At 68.6% G+C, this 16,010-nt stretch carries 13 protein-coding genes and 1 pseudogene; 2 read left to right on the top strand and 12 right to left on the bottom strand.

Annotation, left to right across the window (positions count from 1 at the left end):
• Positions 1-348 precede the first annotated feature (348 nt).
• From ppk2 to M2437_RS02560, 6 genes and pseudogenes are all read right to left on the bottom strand, one after another.
• Positions 349-1,191, bottom strand: coding sequence for a polyphosphate kinase 2 (gene ppk2 / locus M2437_RS02585; protein WP_253389685.1), 843 nt, complete (start codon positions 1,189-1,191; stop codon positions 349-351).
• Positions 1,192-1,232: 41 nt separating this feature from the next.
• A complete protein-coding gene (locus M2437_RS02580; protein ID WP_253389283.1) occupies positions 1,233-4,424 on the bottom strand; it encodes an efflux RND transporter permease subunit in 3,192 nt (1,063 codons plus the stop codon).
• A gap of 5 nt (positions 4,425-4,429) precedes the next feature.
• Entirely contained in the window at positions 4,430-5,548 is a 1,119-nt protein-coding gene (locus tag M2437_RS02575; RefSeq protein WP_253389282.1) for an efflux RND transporter periplasmic adaptor subunit, read from the bottom strand.
• Positions 5,549-5,807: 259 nt separating this feature from the next.
• Positions 5,808-6,007, bottom strand: a pseudogene (locus tag M2437_RS02570) (hypothetical protein); the annotation flags it as partial.
• On the bottom strand, positions 6,007-6,456 hold the full coding sequence (locus tag M2437_RS02565; RefSeq protein WP_253389281.1) for a DUF6691 family protein: 450 nt from the start codon (positions 6,454-6,456) through the stop codon (positions 6,007-6,009). The pseudogene M2437_RS02570 and the gene M2437_RS02565, both read right to left, overlap by 1 nt.
• Positions 6,457-6,459: 3 nt before the next feature.
• A complete protein-coding gene (locus M2437_RS02560) occupies positions 6,460-6,885 on the bottom strand; it encodes a YeeE/YedE family protein (protein ID WP_182569859.1) in 426 nt (141 codons plus the stop codon).
• A gap of 204 nt (positions 6,886-7,089) precedes the next feature.
• Here M2437_RS02560 and M2437_RS02555 point away from each other — a divergent pair, with 204 nt between their 5' ends.
• Both M2437_RS02555 and M2437_RS02550 read left to right on the top strand, forming a co-directional pair.
• Positions 7,090-7,296, top strand: coding sequence for a hypothetical protein (locus M2437_RS02555; RefSeq protein WP_253389280.1), 207 nt, complete (start codon positions 7,090-7,092; stop codon positions 7,294-7,296).
• Between the two features lie 9 nt (positions 7,297-7,305).
• The gene (locus tag M2437_RS02550) at positions 7,306-9,246 is read left to right on the top strand and encodes a heavy metal translocating P-type ATPase (protein ID WP_253389279.1); all 1,941 of its coding nucleotides are present in this window, start codon (positions 7,306-7,308) and stop codon (positions 9,244-9,246) included.
• 107 nt (positions 9,247-9,353) lie between these two features.
• Here the strand turns inward: M2437_RS02550 and M2437_RS02545 are convergent, their stop codons facing one another.
• From M2437_RS02545 to M2437_RS02520, 6 genes are all read right to left on the bottom strand, one after another.
• Positions 9,354-9,677 (bottom strand): ArsR/SmtB family transcription factor, encoded by a 324-nt coding sequence (locus M2437_RS02545; protein ID WP_253389684.1) that lies wholly within the window; start codon positions 9,675-9,677, stop codon positions 9,354-9,356.
• Positions 9,678-10,105: 428 nt separating this feature from the next.
• Complete coding sequence (locus tag M2437_RS02540) at positions 10,106-11,086, bottom strand: ABC transporter ATP-binding protein (RefSeq protein WP_253389278.1); 981 nt, start codon at positions 11,084-11,086, stop codon at positions 10,106-10,108.
• An 8-nt stretch (positions 11,087-11,094) separates the two neighbouring features.
• A complete protein-coding gene (ntrB, locus tag M2437_RS02535; RefSeq protein ID WP_003599381.1) occupies positions 11,095-11,934 on the bottom strand; it encodes a nitrate ABC transporter permease in 840 nt (279 codons plus the stop codon).
• 4 nt (positions 11,935-11,938) lie between these two features.
• A complete protein-coding gene (locus tag M2437_RS02530; RefSeq protein ID WP_076640609.1) occupies positions 11,939-13,300 on the bottom strand; it encodes a CmpA/NrtA family ABC transporter substrate-binding protein in 1,362 nt (453 codons plus the stop codon).
• Between the two features lie 165 nt (positions 13,301-13,465).
• Positions 13,466-14,800 (bottom strand): FAD-dependent oxidoreductase, encoded by a 1,335-nt coding sequence (locus M2437_RS02525; protein WP_253389277.1) that lies wholly within the window; start codon positions 14,798-14,800, stop codon positions 13,466-13,468.
• Positions 14,797-15,990: an acyl-CoA dehydrogenase family protein gene (locus M2437_RS02520; RefSeq protein ID WP_253389276.1), complete on the bottom strand. Its 1,194-nt coding sequence runs from the start codon at positions 15,988-15,990 to the stop codon at positions 14,797-14,799. The genes M2437_RS02525 and M2437_RS02520 overlap by 4 nt, the downstream gene beginning before the upstream one ends.
• Positions 15,991-16,010 lie beyond the last annotated feature (20 nt).

The following is a 16,010-nucleotide window of genomic DNA, read 5'->3' as shown; positions in this document are numbered from 1 at the left end:
ATGACCGCTCGATCACGACGGGCTTGAGTCCGAGAAGGCGGGCAGGCCGTTGCGCCGCGTCTTCGACGAGGGGCTGGTTGTCGGCGCGCCGGTTCCAATGGCTGGCCAACTCCGCGCCGGTGCGCCGCGAAGCTCTCCTGGGCATCGGTTGCGAGCTGACCGGCATGACCATCGACGTCGAAGATGGCTAAGAGTGCCTCGCGAGACGCCCGGTCACGGACGGCCCGCCCTCTCGCACCGACGGCGCAGCGAGCGTTTATTGAGAGACACTCCGCATCATGCCCTGCCGGCGCTCGGCCGCGCCTCAACCGCGGGGTTGCCCTGGATCCTCCCGGCGCGATCCCAACCTCAGTACCGTTCGGTGACGAAGCGCCTGTTCCTGAGGGTATCGTCGTACGCATCCTCCTTGCTGCGCTTCGGCAGCATCACCGCATCGTGCTTCTGTTCCCTGTAGGGGATCAGGCAGAGGAGGTGAGTGATGCAGTTGAGGCGCGCCCGCCGCTTGTCGTCGGAGCGGACGATGTGCCAGGGAGCGTCGTCAGTGTCGGTGGCCGCCAGCATCGCGTCGCGCGCCTTCGAGAAGGCGTACCAGCGCTCGTAGGATTCGAGGTCCATCGAGCTCAGCTTCCACTGCCGGAGGGGATCCTCGATCCGTGCCAGGAAGCGCCGCTTCTGCTCCTGCTTTCCAACCTCCAGCCAGAATTTGATGAGTTGGGTCCCGCCATCGACGATGAAGCGCTCGATCCGCGGGCAGAGGTCGAGGAACCGGCGATACTCCGCATCGCTGCAGAAGCCCATGACACGCTCGACGCCAGCGCGGTTGTACCAGCTACGGTCGAAGATCACGATCTCGCCGGCCGCCGGGAAATGCTCGATGTAGCGCTGGATGAACATCTGGGACTTCTGCCGGTCCGTTGGTGCCGGCAGCGCGACGACGCGGAACACCCGGGGGCTGACCCGCTCGGTGATGGCCTTGATCGTCCCGCCTTTGCCGGCCGCATCGCGGCCCTCGAACACGATGATGATGCGGGCGCCGGTTCGCTTGACCCAGTCCTGCAGATGGCACAGCTTGACCTGCAGGGTGTGCAATTCCCTCTCGTAGTCCTTTTTCTTGAGCTTCTTGGCGGTCCCGGCCTGGGGCCGACCCGCATCGGGCTTCGTGGTCGGGATGACCTGCTCGATATCGTGCATCGTCATGCTCCCACCTGCCCGCATCGAAGGGGTCGATCGCATCACTCGGCCGGCAAGTGCTTCGGGGCGCCGCTTGCGCCTTCAGCCGGCGGTTCCGCCCGCTGTTTCGCTCCCTTGCGGCTCATGAGGCTCCAGGCCCGCTCGCGCAGGCCCTGAAACAGGACGTAGAGTGGCGGGATCACAAAGATGCCGAGGAATGACGCGGCGATCATGCCGCCAAAGACCGGCGTCCCGACATTGCGTCGCGCGAGCTGCGAGGCTCCGACAGCGATGACCAGGGGGAGCAGGCCCAGGATGAAGGCGAAGGAGGTCATCATCACCGGGCGGAAGCGCAGGCGCGCGCCTTCGGTGGCAGCCTTCTGAAGCGGAACGCCCTTCTCCCGCTGCTCCTTGGCGAACTCGACGATGAGGATGCCGTTCTTGGCAGCCAGCCCGATGAGCACGATCATGCCGATCTGCGCATAGAGATCGAGGGTGAGCTTGCCCCACACCATGGACGCGTAGGCCCCGGCGATCCCGACCGTGACCGACAGCAGCACGGGGACGGGGATGGTCCAGCTCTCGTAGAGTGCGACCAGAAACAGGAACGCGAACAGGACCGCGAAGCCCAGGATGATGGCGGTCTTGCCCTCGGCCCGCTTCTCTTGGAACGCCGTGTCCGTCCACTCGCCGCCGAAGCCCGCAGGCAGGGTCCGGGCCGCGACGCCGTCCATGGCGGCGAGCGCCTGACCGGACGAGACGCCCGGCGCGGGCGAGCCCTGGATCGTGACGGCGCGAAGGTTGTTGTAGCGGATCAGCGCCGGCGGCCCCACCACGATCCGGACCTCCGCGAGCGAGCGCAGCGGCACCATCTCGCCGTCCTTGTTCCGCACGTTGATCCGATAGATGTCGTCGATCTTGGTCCGGTCTGCGGCCTCCGCCTGAACCTGCACCTGCCAGGTACGGCCGAACAGGTTGATGTCGTTGACGTAGTAGCCGCCGAGCGAAGCCTGTAGCGCTTGAAACACGGCGCTCAGGGGCACTCCGAGAACCTGCGCCTTGTCACGATCGATATCGAGATAGACCGATGGGTTCGTCGCCGAGAAGGTGCTGAACACGCGGTTGAGCTGCGGATCCTGGTTCGCTGCCACGACCAAGCCGCGCAGGACTTGAGCGAGCTCCTTCGGATCGCCACCGCGCAGATCCTGCAGCACGTAGCTGAAGCCACCGCCGGTGCCGAGGCCGATGATGGGTGGAGGGGCGAGCGGTACGACGGTGCCTCCGGGGATCTCCCGGAATTGCTGGCCGAGGCGCGCAATCATGGCCGCCGCTCCGTCCGCGACAGCCTTGCGCTCCTCGAACGGCTTGAGGGTCACGACCAGGAAGGCCGCGTTGCCCTGGGAGTAGTTGTCGATGAAGTTGAGGCCGATCACCGAGGTGGTGTCGGCAACCGCATGCTCCTGCCGCAGGATCTGTTCGGCCCGGGCCACGACCTCGGAGGTCCTCCCGACCGATGCGCCTTCCGGCAACTGCACCACGACGAAGAAGGCGCCTTGATCGTCTTCGGGCAGGAAGCCGGTTGGGGTTCGCTTCGCGAGTTCGGTCGCGCCGTAGGCCGCGGCGCCGGCGAGCACGAGACCGAGGATCGAGAAGCGCACGATGCGCGCCACGGCGGCACCATAGCCGTTGCTGACCCGGTCGATGGAGCGCATCACCATGCCCATGATACCCCGACGAGGGCCGTGGTGCGGGCGCAGCAGCACGCCACAGAGAGCCGGCGACAGGGTCAGCGCGTTGACCGCCGAGATGAACATCGAGACCGCGACCGCGACGGCGAACTGGCGGAAGAGCTCGCCCGAGATGCCGGGCACGAAGGCGACCGGCACGAAGACCGAGAGCAAGACCAGCGTGATGGCGATGATCGGGGCGGTGATCTCGGCCATGGCCCGCTTCGTCGCGTCCCGGGGTGACAGCTCCGGGTGCTCCTCCATCACGCGCTCGACGTTCTCGACCACGACGATGGCGTCATCGACGACGATCCCGATGGCGAGCACCAGGGCGAGTAGCGAGACCGAGTTCGCCGAGTAGCCGACCGCCTTGAGGACGATGAAGGTGCCGATCAAGCTGACAGGCACGGCCAGCGTCGGAATCAGCGTGGCGCGCAGGCTGCCAAGGAACAGGAACACCACGATCACAACGAGCACGAAGGCCTCGACCAGGGTCTTCTGCACCTCGTGCACCGTTTCGGTGATGAAGGCGGTCGGATCGTAGGTGACCTTCCAGGCCAACCCCTCGGGGAAGGTCTTCGCCAGCTCTCCGACCCGCCTCTCGACCTCTTTCAGGGTCGAGAGGGCGTTGGCGCCGGGTGACTGGTAGATCGCGATCACCGTCGCCGGGCTGCCGTTGAGTCGCGTCTCACGGTCGAGATTGGCCGCGCCGAGATCGACTCTCGCCACGTCGCCGAGGCGCAGCACCGACCCGTCCGGGTTGGTGCGCAACACGATGTTGCGGAACTGCTCCGCGGAGGTCAGCCGCCCTTGCGTCTGGATGCTGAGCTGAAGCTGCTGCTCGTCCGAGATCGGCCGTGCACCGATCCGCCCGACCGGCGCCTGCACGTTCTGGGCCTGGATCGCCCCGATGACATCGCCCGTGGTCAGGCTGAGCCCGGTGAGCTGGTCGGTGCGCACCCAGGCTCGCATCGCGTAATCCTGCGGGCCCCACAGCGTCGCATCGCCGACGCCGGGCGTGCTCTTGATGCGGTCGAGCAGGTTGATCGTGACGTAGTTGGAGATGAAAAGCGGGTCTTGGGTCGATTTTGGCGAGTAGACCGCCAGGACGCCGAGAAGGGCCGAGGATTTTTTCTTGACGGTGACGCCCTGCTTGCGAACGTCCTCGGGCAGCTTGGCGAGGGCGATCTGGACGCGGTTGTTGACGTTGACCGCATTGATGTCGGGATCGGTGCCGAGCTCGAACGAGCCGGTGAGCGTGTAGCTGCCGTCGTTGCCGCTGACGCTCTTCATGTAGATCATCTTGTCGACGCCGACGACCTGGGACTCGATCGGCTGCGCGACCGTCGATTCCACCACGTCGGCGGATGCGCCCGGATAGGTCGTGGTCACCGAGACCTGCGGCGGCACGATGTCGGGGTACTGCGCCACCGGGATCGTCAGGAGCGCCAGCGCGCCCGCAATCGAGATGACGATGGCGATCACCACCGCAAGGCGCGGCCGATCGACGAAGATGGCGGAAAACATGGACGTCAGATCCTGCTGGCCGTCTCGCTGACCGGGGTCGCCTGAACGAGGATCCCGGGCCGCACCCGCTGCAGCCCGTCGACGATGACGACCTCGCCGCCCGAGAGGCCCTCCGCGATGACCGCGTCCGTTCCGGTGCCGCCAGGCTCTGGTTTGACGCGCCGTATCTTGGCCCGGCTTTCCTCGACGACGAACACGTAGACGCCGCCCTGGTCGGCGATGAGGGCGGATTGCGGCACGACGACCTTCTGCTCCGGCTGCCCGGCCTGAAGGTTGACGCGCACGAGTTGCCCGTCGCGAAGCGCACCGGCCGGGTTCGGCATCGTGGCGCGCACGACGACCGTGTCGGTCGCGCGGTCGACGCTGATGTTGACGAAGTCGACCCGGCCGACCTGACCGTATTCCGAGCCGTCCTGAAAACGGATCCGGACTCCGATCTTGCTTCGGTCTGGGCGCGCCCCGCCCTGCTGGTAGCGCAGGAACTCGCGCTGACTCACCGGGAAGGTAACGTAGATCGGATCCTGGCTGACGATCGTGGTGAGAGCGCCGCTGTCGGGCCCGACCACGTTGCCCTTGGTGACGCTGGTGCGGCCGATCTGGCCGGAAATGGGCGCGAAGATCTGCGTGTAGCCGAGATTGATCCGCGCCGTCTGGAGGCTCGCCTCGTCGCCCATGACGGCGCCCTTCGCCTGGTCCCGCGCGGCGCGGGCCTGATCGCGGGCTACGACGGTCCCGGAGCTTTTATCGAGTAGGTCTTGCGCCCGCTGCAACTGGATGGCTGCCAGAAGTTCGGCAGCCCTGGTGCGCTCGAGCGCGCCCTCGGCCTGCTTGACCGCGGCCTCGAACAGGTCCGGCTCGATCCGGTAGAGCGGCGCCCCCTCCTTGATCGGCTCTCCCTCCTTGAATTGGACGGCATCCAGAAAACCGACAACACGCGCGCGCACCTCGACACGACCGACCGCCTCGACGCGGCCGACGAAATCGAGCGCCTGATCGATGGCCTTGCGTTGGGCGAAGGCCGTCCCGACCGGGACTGCAGCGGGCGCGGCCGGCTGCGCCTGCGCCTGCAAGCCGAGCCCAGCGACGAGGAGCAGGGCACACAACCGAGGGAGAAGGCGGAACATGGTCATCCCTCTCGTCGCCACCGTCACCCGATCAGGGCAGCTTCAGCCTCTTCTCGCAGAGTACGAGCACTCCGGCTTGATCAAACGGGACTGAACCGCTCCGGATTCCCTGGAGGCTCCAACTTTTGAGAGGATGGAGCCCGGACGAATAGAAGCACACCTTTTCCGCCTGAGGTGTCAGTCCGCTCCATCCTCCGTCGCGGACGCCTGCAAGCGAGAACGCGGCCGCGCATCGCCACTTCACGTTCCCGCTCCGCTATTGCGAGACGAGATTGCCCGCCGCGCTGACCGAGACCGCCAGGTCGCTCGTGCCGATGGCGACGTGCGGCGAGCTCACGCCGACTACGTAGGTCAGGCGAGGCACGCGAGGATCGAGCTGCCCCCGCCGACGAGGCCGAGGATCGCCCCATTGACCCCGCCCGGGCCGGTGGCGAGACCGGATGTGAGCAAGCCGGACATCACGCGTCAGCCGCTTGAACGGCCGTCGGCTTCGAGGCCGCGGAGGGCCCGAGGCGGAACAGCAGCATGCCGACGACCATGGCGGCCACGAAGGTTGTGGCGGGGGCCGGCGCGACCGTCAGGAGGGTCAAGGCGGGCCCGGGACACAGGCCAACCAAGCCCCAGCCGACGCCGAAGACCGCGGCACCGGCGAGCAGGCGCGGGTCGAGGTCGCGCCGGGTCGGGATCTCCAACCGGGACGCGAGCAGCGGCCGGCCGCGCCGCCGTGCGACGAGGGTGCCGGCGGCCGAGACCGCGACGGCGCCCGCCATGACGAAGGCAAGGCTCGGATCCCAGCGTCCGGTTACGTCGAGGAAGGCGAGGACCTTGGCCGGATTGGCCATGCCGGAGACGAGCAGGCCGAGCCCGAACAACAGGCCGACGGCAAATGCGGAAACGGCTCTGGCCATGGCTCAGGCTCCGAGCAGGTGACGCGTGACGAAGACGGTGAGGATGGCGACGGCCATGAAGGTGCCAGTGGCGGCGAGGGAGCGGGGCGAGCCGCGACCGATGCCGCAGACGCCGTGGCCGCTGGTGCAGCCGGCCCCGAGGCGCGCGCCGAACCCGACCAGCAAGCCCGCGACCACCAGGAGCGGGAACGAGGCATCGACGGTCACCGGCGGCAGGCTTCCTCCCAGGCCGACGTAGACCAGCGGTGCCAGGACCAGACCGGCCAGGAAGGTGGCCCGCCATCCCGTCTCGTGCGAGGGCGGGGCGAGCAGACCGCCGAGGATGCCGCTGATGCCGGCGATCCGTCCGTTCAGAAGCAGGAACAGGGCAGCGGCGGCGCCGATCATGACGCCGCCGAGGGTGGCGCTGAGTGGCGTGAAGCCGTCCATGGTGATCTCTCCCGAACTGCCACAGGGACTTACCTGCGAGCGCTATGGGCTCCGTATGCAGGCTGCGGGACCGCTTAGGCCGGATGTCCCCGCATCCAACCGAGCTATAATTAGATGACACTTAATTAGCAATATCTAATTTACCATGAAGATGGAGAGGCCCGACGATCCCTGGGACGGCGGAGCGGGTTTCGCTTCACACAGGTGCGCGACAACCAGCGCATTGCTGCCGAGTTCGATGCGAGCGTCCGCTGGCATGCAGAGCACCCGCAAGGCAGCGGCAGCCTGCCGCGCGAGTTCGATGCGACGCAGGACATCGAGCGGAAGCCCGAGGCCAAGGCCGCAACGCTGGCACTCTCCGGAACGGGGAGCATGGCCCCATCTTGCCTCGGCCGAGCTGGTCGCGTTTGATCGCGTGGCATGCCTGTTCCAGCGCCCATCGACGCGACCCGCCCAGGATCGACGACCGCGAGAGGCCAAGCGGCTGCGGATGGCGGCTGGTGGCGGCAAGCGCTGCACCGATGGCAGGCGGCGCTTCCGCTCGCGGGGCTCTGCGCCGGGTTGGCCGCACAAGCGCTCGGCGCGCCGGACTTTGCCTTTTGGGCCTGGACCGTCCCGACCCTGGTCGTGCTCGCCAGTCTTGTCCGTGAAGTCGTCACGAGCCTCTTGAAGGGCGATGTCGGCCTCGACCTCGTCGCGCTCCTCTCGATGAGCGGCGCCATCGCTCTCGGGCAGCCGCTTGCCGGCGTCGTCATCGCCCTGATGTACGCGGGCGGTCAGGCGCTCGAAGCCTTCGCGGCGGGACGTGCGGCCCGGGAGATGACCGCACTGCTGTCACGGCAGCCGCGCACCGCGCACCGCGAGGACAGCGCAGGCGTGCACGAGGTGCCCATCGACGCGGTCGTCCCGGGCGACCGCGTGCTGGTTCGGGTCGGCGACGTCGTCCCTGTCGATGGGCGCGTCGTGGCCAGGCGCGCCGTGCTCGACCAAGCGAGCCTCACCGGCGAGGCGCTGCCCGTCATCCACGAAGCGGGAGGCGCTGTGCTCAGCGGCTCCGTCAATGTCGGGACACCCTTCTCGCTGGTGGCCGAGCGCCGGGCAGCGGAGAGCACCTATGCGGGTATCGTTCGCCTGGTCGAGGCCGCGCGCGAACAGAAGGCGCCGATGGTGCGCTTGGCCGATCGCTACGGCCTCGCCTTCCTCGCCGTCACCCTTGCCCTCGCCGGCGGCGCCTGGGCCGTCACGCAAGATCCGCTGCGCGCCCTCGCCGTCCTCGTGGTCGCGACGCCGTGTCCGCTCATCCTCGCGGTTCCGGTCGCCCTCGTCTCCGGCCTGTCGCGGGCGGCCGGGAGCGGGGTGCTGATCAAGGGCGGGGGCGCCCTGGAAACGCTGGCCGAGGTCAGCGTCCTCGTGATCGACAAGACCGGTACGCTGACCCATGGCACGGCCCATCTCTCGGCCATCGAGGCCTTCCCGCCGTTCGGCGAGGCAGAGGTGCTTCGGCTCGCCGCCTCCCTCGATCAAGTCTCCGCCCACCCGACGGCGCGGGCTCTTGTCGACGAAGCTCTGAGTCGGCGGCTCGACCTCGCGCAGCCGGAACGAGCGGAGGAGGTGCCGGGGGAAGGCGTAACGGGCTCGGTCGGGGGCGCCTCGGTCACGGTCGGGGGGCCGCGCCTGATGCGCAGGATGGGGCTGACCTTCCCGACCGAGGAGCAGCCGGTCGCGGCGAGCGGTGCGGCGGCGACGGTGCTCGTCGCCGTCGATGGCCGCCCGGCGGGCAGGCTGCACCTGACGGACCCGCTGCGGGCGGACGGCGCCGTCACGCTGACGGCCCTGCGGGCCTGCGGCATCCGGCGCATCGTTCTCGCGACGGGCGACCGACGCGCGATTGCGGAGGCGCTCGTCGCGGGAGCGCCCGTCGATGCCATCGCCGCCGACCTCGATCCGGCGGACAAGACCGCCGTGGTGGCGGCCGAGCGGGCGCGCGGTCCTGTGATGATGGTCGGGGACGGCGTGAACGACGCCCCCGCGCTGGCCGCGGCGGATCTCGGTGTGGCGCTCGGCGTGCGGGGCGCGGCCGCGGCGGCCGAAGCGGCCGACGTGGTCCTGCTCGTCGATAGCCTCGCCCCGCTTCCGGGCGCGATCCGCATTGCCCGCCGGGCCAAGTTCATCGCCCTTCAGAGCGTTTGGGTCGGCCTCGGCTTGTCGCTCGCCGGGATGGTCGCCGCAGCCTTCGGCTACCTGACGCCGCTTCAGGGCGCGCTGCTGCAGGAAGCCATCGACGTCGGGGTCATCCTCAACGCCATGCGGGTGCTGGCTCCAGGGCCGGCTGAAGCAGCGCCCGAGATAGCGGCAGCCTGATACTGTTCGCGTCCAACCCGCACGGCTCCGGCGACCCGCGGGTGCGCCATGAGTCCGTATGCGTCATCGGCGGCGCTGCGAGCGGAGGGGTGCGGTGCCCGGCACGCTCAGCCGATCTCCGGGCAGAAGATGTCCTTCAAGGTCGCGAGCAGCCGGGCGACCCTGGGATCCTCCAGTCGGTAGTACAGGGTTTGGCTCTCGCGCCGAAACGCGACCAGCCCGTCCTCACGCAACTTGGCGAGGTGCTGCGACAGGGCCGATTGGCTGAGCTCGACCGCCTCGCTGAGGCTCCTCACGTCCATCTCACCGCGGGCGAGCAGCAGGCACAGGATGAGCAGGCGCTTCTCGTTGGCAAGGAGCCGCAACAGGCGCGCAGCGTCGGCCGCCTTGTCCTGGAGGCGCAGCAGATCGGTCGGCGTAACGGCATCCACGGGCTCGCAGTCCATAACGTTAGATCCACCTTGTTTAGGTGGTTCTAATATACTTTCAGCGAGCCGTCTCAATGCGCTCCGATCCCAATGTGAATTTCGGTCCAGGCGAATGACCACAGCATCCGGCCGTGTGCCTCAGCGCTTCCGAACCACGGTTTCACATCCGGTTCGCCTCAAACTTCAACAGCGGACCTGAGCGCCTGCCGTGGATCGGACCGACATCCACAGTGCCACCACTGGCGGCGGGCCAGAACCCACATCAGAGCCTCGAACAGCCCCTTCGCGATCCAGCGCCGGAACCGGCCGTCGATTGTGCGCCAGGACCTGGCGCGCAGGCGTCGCATCCAGACGACCCGGTGGAGCGGCTCGCTCCGGGAAGCGGGCTCGCGGATGCCGGGGAGCCGACCCGCGAGGGGTCGGCGCCGAGATCAGGCTCGCCGGGCCGGCGGCTCGGCGGCGATTGCGGCGGCGTCCGCCTCGCTGAGCGAGGGGCGCACCACCGGCGGATGGCGGGGGTCGTAGCCCTCGGGCATGGCGTCCCGCAGGGTGCGGGAGCGGGTCACGAGGAAATCGATCAGGTGGTTGCGCAAGGCGTAGTAGCCCGGCGCGTGGTGAAGCTGGGTGCGGTCGCGGTTCTTGGGCAGCGGGTTCTCGACGATCTCGGCGACCTTCGCCTCCGGCCCGTTCGTCATCAGCACGATCCGGTCGGCGAGATAGATCGCCTCGTCGACGTCGTGGGTGATCATGAAGACCGTCTGCCCGGTCTCGACGCAGATCCGGCGCACCTCATCCTGCAGCGTGCCGCGAGTGAGCGCGTCGAGCGCCGAGAACGGCTCGTCCATCAGCAGGATCTTCGGTTCGATCGCCAGCGCCCGGGCGATGCCGACGCGCTGCTTCATGCCGCCCGACAATTCCGACGGACGCTTGTGCTCGGAGCCGGCCAGACCGACCGTGGCAATCGCCTTGCGGGCGCGCGCCTCGATCTCGGCGCGCTTCGCCTTCCGCCAGCGCGAGGACACCGCGTAGGCGACGTTGCCGAGCACGCTGCGCCAGGGCAGCAGGGCGTGGCCCTGGAAGATCACGGCGCGGTCGAGACTCGTGCCGGTAATGGCCTGCCCGTCAACGATGACGACGCCCTCGCTCGGCGCATCGAGCCCGGCGAGGATGTTGAGCACCGTGGTCTTGCCGCAGCCGGAATGGCCGATCATGCACACGAACTCGCCGCGGCGCATCGGCAGCCACAGGTTCTCGAAGATCGTCGTGGCCTTGCCGCCCGGCGCCGGGTAGCGCCGGGCGATCCCCTCGATGGAGATGAATTTATCAGACGTCGACATGCGGCTGGTCCCGGCATCAGCCGTTTGGGAAGCGGAGCGGCGGGCGCGCCGCGCGAACGGAAGGAGCGTGCTCATGGGTCGCTTCACTCCGGGAAGGTGACGAGGCGCTGCGCACGCGCCAGGAGCTGGTCGAGGACCATGCCGACGAGGCCGATCACCAGAATCGAGGTGATCACGTTGGTGATCGAGAGGTTGTTCCACTCGTTCCAGACGAAGTAGCCGATGCCGGTGCCCCCCACGAGCATCTCGGCGGCCACGATGACGAGCCAGGCGATGCCGATCGAGATGCGCATGCCGGTGAGGATCGTCGGGGCCGCCGCCGGCAGGATCACCGTGAAGGCGCGCCGAACCGGGCTCACCTCCAGGGTTCTGGCGACGTTGAGCCATTCCTTGCGCGTGCCCGCGACACCGAAGACCGTGTTGATCAGCATCGGCCAGATCGAGCAGATGAAGATCACGAAGATCGCGGACAGGCTCGAATCCTTGATCGTGTAGAGGGCGAGCGGCATCCAGGCGAGAGGTGAGACGGGTTTCAGGATCTGGATGTACGGGTCGAGCGCCCGGCTCATCAGCGGCGACATGCCGATGAGGAAGCCGACCGGGATCGCCACCAGCACCGCGAGGCCGTAGCCGAGCGCCACGCGGCCGATCGAGTAGGCGAGCTGGATCCCGATGCCCTTGTCGTTGGGCCCGCGGTCGTAGAACGGGTCCTTCAGGTGCTTCCAGATCGTCGCCCCGACATCCAGCGGGCCGGGCATGGCCGACTTGCCCGTAGTGGCCGCCTGCCCCATCAGGGCGGCGTATTCCGGGTCCATGGCCTCGGTGCGGGCGGTGCCGCTGACCGCGATCTGCCAGCCGAGCAGGATCAGCGCGAGAAGCGCGAGGGAGAGGACGCCGGCGCGTAGCGAGAGCGTGCGTTGCATGGCTCTAGCTCGCACGCTTGATCTTGAAAGAGTCGAGGTATTCCTCGGGCTTGGCCGGATCGAAGGTCTTGCCCATCACCACGAAGGTCTTGGTGGTGGCCTCCGGCGGGGTCAGTCCGTCCTGCTGCATCAGCTTGGCGGCGTCGGTGGCGCGGTAGACCTGTTTTGCGACCGCCGCGTAGTCGACATCGCCCTTGATCTGGCCCCAGCGCTTCATCTGGGTCAGCGTCCAGATCGCGAAGCTCTCGTAGGGGAACGGGTCGAAGGCGACCCTCTTCGGGTCCTTCTTCACGCTGCCGAGCCCGTCGGCATAGGTGCCGGTGAGGACCTGCTCCACCACGGTGAGCGGCTGGTTGAGGTAGTTCGCGGGCGCGATGGCGGCGGCGATCTCCTTGCGGTTCTCCGCCTTCGAGGCGTAGGCGGTCGCCTGGAGGATGGCGCGCAGCATCGCGGCCGTCGCGTTCGGCATGTCGCGGATCGTGTCCTGCGCCACGGAGAAGGAGCAGCAGGGATGCCCGTCCCAGATCTCCTTCGACAGGATGTGGATGAAGCCGACGCCGTCATAGACCGCGCGCTGGACGACGTTGTCGGGCGCGAGGAAGCCGTCGATGTTGTCGGCACGTAGGTTCGCGACCATCTCGGGCGGCGGCACCGAGCGCAGTTGCACGTCGGTGTCGGGATCGATGCCGTGCTCGGCGAGGTAGTAGCGCAACAAGTAGTTGTGGTTCGAGTAATCGAACGGGATCGCGAGCTTGAAGCCTTTCCAATTCTTCGGGTCGCGATTGTCTTTGTGCTTATTCGCGAGGCAGATTGCCTGCCCGTTGACGTTCTCGATCGCCGGCACGGCGAACGGAACGGGATTCGATCCGAGCCCCATCGTGATGGCGAGCGGCATCGGCGCCAGCATGTGGGCGGCGTCGTATTCCTTGTTCAGGGTCTTGTCGCGCACGACCGCCCAGCCGGCGGTCTTCACGACATCGACGTTGAGGCCCTGCTTTTCATAGAAGCCCATCGGCTTGGCCATGATGATCGGCGTGGCGCAGGTGATCGGGATGAAGCCGATCTTGAGGTCGGTCTTCTCCGGCTTGCCCGCTTCGGCGAAGGCCTCGGCCACGAATTTCGTCGGCAGGAACTGGCTGACGGCCGCCGCCGCCGTCGCGAGGCCGACGCTGCGCAGGAAGGCGCGGCGCTCCGCCTGATGCGGAAACAGGGCCCGCATCATCGTCGCCTCGACGGCCCGCTCGATCGCGGCGTCCCCGCTCGGCAGGGCCGCCTCATGCGCGGCCTGGGACGCGTGCGAACCGCAGGAGCAGCCGCCGCGTGCGAAGCGGCGTTTGGCATCGAAGGGATTGTCGAACGGGGCCATCGCGGTCTCCGGCAGGGCAAGTAAGAATTTCTCAGCAACAGTCGCGCCAACCGCTGGAATTTTTTATTCCTGCTTTTGGGTCAGCGACTTGCCGCCTGTGGGGACGGCTCGGTCGGTTCTTGCGCCTTCGACAATGTCGATCCTTTGTCGACATTGTCGGCAGGCTCAGGCCGCGAGCCAGGCGGTGACTTCGCCGCCCTGTCTCTGCTCCATCGCGAGGCGGTGCTCGCTCTCTTCGACGACGTGCCAGGGGCGGTCGGCGACGGGGGTGCCGTGCAGTGCGATCGGGGCCGAGCGGGTCTTCAAGCGGATGACCGGAGCGGCGTGCGCGTAGCCCGGATAAGCCCGGCCGAGGATCGCGTGCGCGATGACCGCGGCTTGGCGGGCGATGGGCTCGATGAAGCGGCAGGGCCGCCCCGCGATGCTGATGCAGTCGCCCAGCGCGAAGATGTCAGGCCCGCTCGTGCGCAGGGTCGCCGGATCGACGACGATGCCGCGGTCGAAGGCGAGGCCCGCTCCCCGGACGAGGCGCGAGGGCGTGGCGAGGCCGGTCGCAGCGATCACGGTCGCGGCGGCGAGGCTCGTCCCGTCCGAGAGGGCAAGCGCGACGGTGCCGTCCGGCCGGCGGCTCAGGCCGCTCACGAGGCTCGCGCCCCGGTAGCGGACACCCACGCCTTCGAGGCCCGCCAGCAGGCGCCGTCCGGCCTGCTCCGGCAGGAGTTCGGGCAGCGGCAGCGCCTTGGCCCCGAGAAGCGTGACGGCATGTCCGGCGCGGGCCAGATCCTCGGCCAGTTCGCAGCCGACCATGCCGGCACCGATCACCGCGACCGTGCGGGGGCCGCGGGCGAGCTCGGCATGGAGCGACGACCACGCGGCAAGGTCGTTGACCCGCCAGCACAGGGCGGGGTCGAGGCAGGCCGGCAGCGCCGGCCGCGCCCCGTGGGCGAGGACGAGATGGGTGTAGGGAAGTGTGCCGCGCGTCGTGCGTAAGGCGTGGCGCTCGGGCGAGAGGCCGACCGCGACCGTGTCGGCCATCAGGCGCAGAGACAAGCGTGCCGCCGCCGCGGCGCCCGTCTCACGGCGGAGCGCGTCGGGTGTCAGGCCGCGCCCGAGGGCCACCGAGAGTTCCGGCTTGTGGTAGAGGCTGCCGTCGCACGCGCTTACTAGGGTGATCGGCACCGCCGCATCCTCGGCCCGGATCGCCTCGGCGACGCTCCATCCCCCCATTCCGCCGCCGACGATCACCACGCCGGGCCGGCGCTGCGGCACCGTCGGGGCCGGTACGGGCGCGACAGGCGCACGCCGCTGATAGGGCTCGAAATCCGACTTGGTGACGCCGCAGATCGGGCAGGCCCAGTCATCGGGAATGTCGGCGAAGCGGGTGCCGGGCGGCAGGCCACTATCGGGGTCGCCCTCGCCCTCGTCGTAGATCAGGCCGCAGGCCCGGCAGAGGAAAAGCTGCCAGGGGCCGAGGCCGTCGGTGGGCTCAGGAAGGCTCATGCCCCGCCTCCTTCGGTCACGGTGGGCAGCGTCTCCCGCGACAGCCGGGCCATCTCCCAGCGCAGATGCTTGATCGCGGGGGTGACGATGGCGACGAAATGCGCCTCACGGATCCGGCGCTGGGGCGCGGCCGACATCAAGTAGCCCCGGGCGCCCTGGTGCAGCAGCGCCGATTGCGAGGCGCGCAAGGCGAGTTCGGAGACCTGGGCGCGGGCGTCGAGAACGTCGATCAGGTAGTCGGTGGCACCGTCATAGGGCGTCTCGGCGAGCCGCATCACGCGGGCGCGCAGCTCGGCGAGTTCGGCCGCGATGGCGTCGGGTCGATCGTCGAGGAACTGATTGACGTGGCCCAACGCCTCCTCGACCGCCCGCATGGCATCGAGGCTCCCCTCGGCGACGCCGAGGCCCATGCCGCATTGAAGCAGGATGAAGGCGCTGCGGATGCGTCCGATGAAGGGGCGCGCCGGATCGGCGATGAGGTCGTCATGCCCGACGAAGAGATCGTCGAGCCGAACCCCCCAGGTGCTGGTGCCCTCCATGCCGGAGAAGTGCGGGCAGGGCCGCAGCTCGGCGCGGTCGCAAGCCAGCACGAACATGATCTCGTGGCTGATCGTGTCGTTGGCGCCGACGACACCCGCGATGGCGCCGCAATACTGGCCCGGCCCGATATGGCTGACCCAGGGCAGCATGCCGCTGACCCGGTAGCCGCCGGGGACGCGACGGGCGCGCAGCAGGATCGGCTCGATCCCGGCGAAGGCCTTCATCGGGTTGGAGAGCGCCGTGCCTCCGAAGCTGCGGCCCGCGGCGTGATCGTCGAGCACCGCGCCGGTCAGGGCCGGGTTGCCCGACTGCTCCAGGTACAGGCCGCACACGTCGTGGCACCACATCAGAAAGCCGGTGGCGCCGCAGGCCCGGCTCGCCGCCTGCATGGCCGCCACCGAGAGGCCGAAGCGCCCCCCGTGCCGGTCGAGATGCACGGCCAGTGCGCCCGCGCCGCCGAGCCGGCCCAGGATCTCGAGCGGGTAGGCGCCGCGGTCGATCTCCGCCGCCGCCGCGCTCAAGGGACCATCGGCGATGGCCTTCGTTCCGGCGAGGACGGCCTCGTCGGTCCAATCGGGGCGGTTCGGCGTAGCAGGCGGCACCGGCCCGACGGAATTATCCGCCAACCGCAGAGCGAGGGCGCTCGACATCGTGCAGTCTCCTCAAGGAT

It is taken from the genome of Methylorubrum pseudosasae (genome assembly GCF_029504475.1).
Taxonomy (GTDB): domain Bacteria; phylum Pseudomonadota; class Alphaproteobacteria; order Rhizobiales; family Beijerinckiaceae; genus Methylobacterium; species Methylobacterium extorquens.
Note: the sequence above shows the minus strand (reverse complement) of the source record. Positions and strands in the feature narration are given on the sequence as shown.

Excerpts from the sequence above, each read along its gene's own strand:
- M2437_RS02540 (WP_253389278.1), bottom strand. The coding sequence starts at position 11,086 with ATGAGCACGCTCCTTCCGTTCGCGCGGCGCGCCCGCCGCTCCGCTTCC.
- M2437_RS02580 (WP_253389283.1), bottom strand. The coding sequence starts at position 4,424 with ATGTTTTCCGCCATCTTCGTCGATCGGCCGCGCCTTGCGGTGGTGATC.
- M2437_RS02550 (WP_253389279.1), top strand. The coding sequence starts at position 7,306 with ATGCCTGTTCCAGCGCCCATCGACGCGACCCGCCCAGGATCGACGACC.
- M2437_RS02575 (WP_253389282.1), bottom strand. The coding sequence starts at position 5,548 with ATGTTCCGCCTTCTCCCTCGGTTGTGTGCCCTGCTCCTCGTCGCTGGG.
- ppk2 (WP_253389685.1), bottom strand. The coding sequence starts at position 1,191 with ATGCACGATATCGAGCAGGTCATCCCGACCACGAAGCCCGATGCGGGT.
- ntrB (WP_003599381.1), bottom strand. The coding sequence starts at position 11,934 with ATGCAACGCACGCTCTCGCTACGCGCCGGCGTCCTCTCCCTCGCGCTT.
- M2437_RS02530 (WP_076640609.1), bottom strand. The coding sequence starts at position 13,300 with ATGGCCCCGTTCGACAATCCCTTCGATGCCAAACGCCGCTTCGCACGC.
- M2437_RS02520 (WP_253389276.1), bottom strand. The coding sequence starts at position 15,990 with ATGTCGAGCGCCCTCGCTCTGCGGTTGGCGGATAATTCCGTCGGGCCG.
- M2437_RS02560 (WP_182569859.1), bottom strand. The coding sequence starts at position 6,885 with ATGGACGGCTTCACGCCACTCAGCGCCACCCTCGGCGGCGTCATGATC.
- M2437_RS02565 (WP_253389281.1), bottom strand. The coding sequence starts at position 6,456 with ATGGCCAGAGCCGTTTCCGCATTTGCCGTCGGCCTGTTGTTCGGGCTC.
- M2437_RS02525 (WP_253389277.1), bottom strand. The coding sequence starts at position 14,800 with ATGAGCCTTCCTGAGCCCACCGACGGCCTCGGCCCCTGGCAGCTTTTC.